The sequence below is a fragment of the Kitasatospora sp. NPDC048540 genome (assembly GCF_040651175.1).
GTDB lineage: Bacteria > Actinomycetota > Actinomycetes > Streptomycetales > Streptomycetaceae > Kitasatospora.
In genome coordinates this window covers 1-1,576 of sequence record NZ_JBEZIR010000268.1, presented here as the reverse complement: position 1 = coordinate 1,576, position 1,576 = coordinate 1, and the positions used below count along the sequence as shown (strand labels likewise).

Genomic DNA, 1,576 nt, shown 5'->3' with positions numbered 1-1,576 from the left:
GCACGGGTTCATTGGATACCCCGCTGCCTGTCGTCAAACGATCGTTTGACGACAGGCAGCGGGCGTAGCTTGATCCGCGTGTCCGCGTCTACCCGGGTCGATGGCGGGCTGTCCCGGCCGGGTGGCGGTGAGAGACGCACGTGGCGGCCGTGAAGCGGCTGACCAAGGCGGGGACCGCAAGCTGGTCACCGCCCTGATCGGCCACAGTTGGGAGGTGTTTGACCCGCTTCTCGACTCTATTAGGAACGCCGGGGGAAGTCCGCGCTACGTGAGGCCGTTTCGAAGGCGTGCAGTTCTGCCGTCATGTCTGTCAGCTGCCCCTGGACGGCTGTGTAGCCGTCGGCGCCCAGGACGATACGGCGGGGCGGGGTGGCGCTGTTCATGGCGTCCACGACGGCGCGCACTCCGCGGTGGGGGTCGCCGGGCTGCTGACCGCTTTGTTCGATCATGGAGGAGCGGACGGACTGGATCAAGGGCAGGTAGGCGTCGACGGTCTCGTTCACGGCTTCGTCGGCGAATGAAGCGTAGGCGTGTGTGCGAAAGGCGCCGGGCTCCACGGCCATGACCTTGATGCCGAACGGGGTGACTTCGTGGCGCAGCGCGTCGGTGAGCCCTTCGATGGCGTATTTGGCGGCGCTGTAGTAGCCGAAGCCCGGCACGCTGCGCAGTCCGGCGACGGAGGACATGTTGATGATCCATCCGCTACCGCGCTCTCGCATGCCCGGCAGGACGGCGCGGAGCATCTGCGTAACGGAGAAGAAGTTCAGCTCGAAGGTGTTCCTGACGTCGCTGTCGGGCGTGCCTTCGACGGAGCCGTACCATCCCCGGCCGGCGTTGTTGACCAGGACATCGATACGGCCGAAACGCTCTTCGGCGGCTCGGACGGCCTCGTGGATCTGCTGGGCGTCGGTGACGTCCAGGGGGTAGACCAGGGCGCGGTCGCCGTGGCGGGCGGCCCAGTCGTCGAGCAGGTGGGGGCGGCGGGCGGTGAGGACGACGTTGTCGCCCAGGTCCAGGGCGGCGTCGGCGTAGGCCATGCCGAATCCTCCGGGGGTGCCACCGGTGATGAACCAGGTCCTCATATTGTTCGTGCTCCTGCGGGGAATCGGGTGTGCGAGAGGTGGGGCGGCCGGTCAGGGGACGATGCGGAGTTTGCTGATCAGTCCGTGGGTCAGGACGAAGCGGCAGTGCAGGTCGACCGTTCCGCCAGGGAAGTTCCCTTCGAGGTGCTGGTGGACGGTGTACCGGTCGGGTGCGTCGCGTTCGGCGCCGGTGAGCGTGGTCGTGTAGGTGTACTCGGTGTCGGTCTGCCCGAGCCATCGAGTGATGGCCTCGACTCCCTCGTAGGTGTGTCCGTCGTCTGTGACGGTGGCGTGCGGTGCGAAGGCCGGTGCGGCGGCGGGGGCGTCCTTGGCGGCGCGGCCCATCAGGTAGCGGGTGATCGCTTCGGGGAGGTCGGTGAGGTCGACCGGCGTCGGGTTCTTAGAAGCCATCTCATTTGGCCAGCCGGCGATGGCAGATGAGTGCCGCGGCGATGGTGGCGAAGGCTGCGAAGTGGTCGGCTTTGCGTTCGTAG

2 protein-coding genes are annotated in these 1,576 nt (G+C 67.2%); both read right to left on the bottom strand.

Going from position 1 to position 1,576, the window contains the following annotated elements; genetic code table 11:
• Positions 1-239: 239 nt before the first annotated feature.
• On the bottom strand, positions 240-1,082 hold the full coding sequence (locus AB0D08_RS40760; protein ID WP_359895429.1) for an oxidoreductase: 843 nt from the start codon (positions 1,080-1,082) through the stop codon (positions 240-242).
• 51 nt (positions 1,083-1,133) lie between these two features.
• Positions 1,134-1,493, bottom strand: coding sequence for a nuclear transport factor 2 family protein (locus AB0D08_RS40755; protein ID WP_359895427.1), 360 nt, complete (start codon positions 1,491-1,493; stop codon positions 1,134-1,136).
• Positions 1,494-1,576 lie beyond the last annotated feature (83 nt).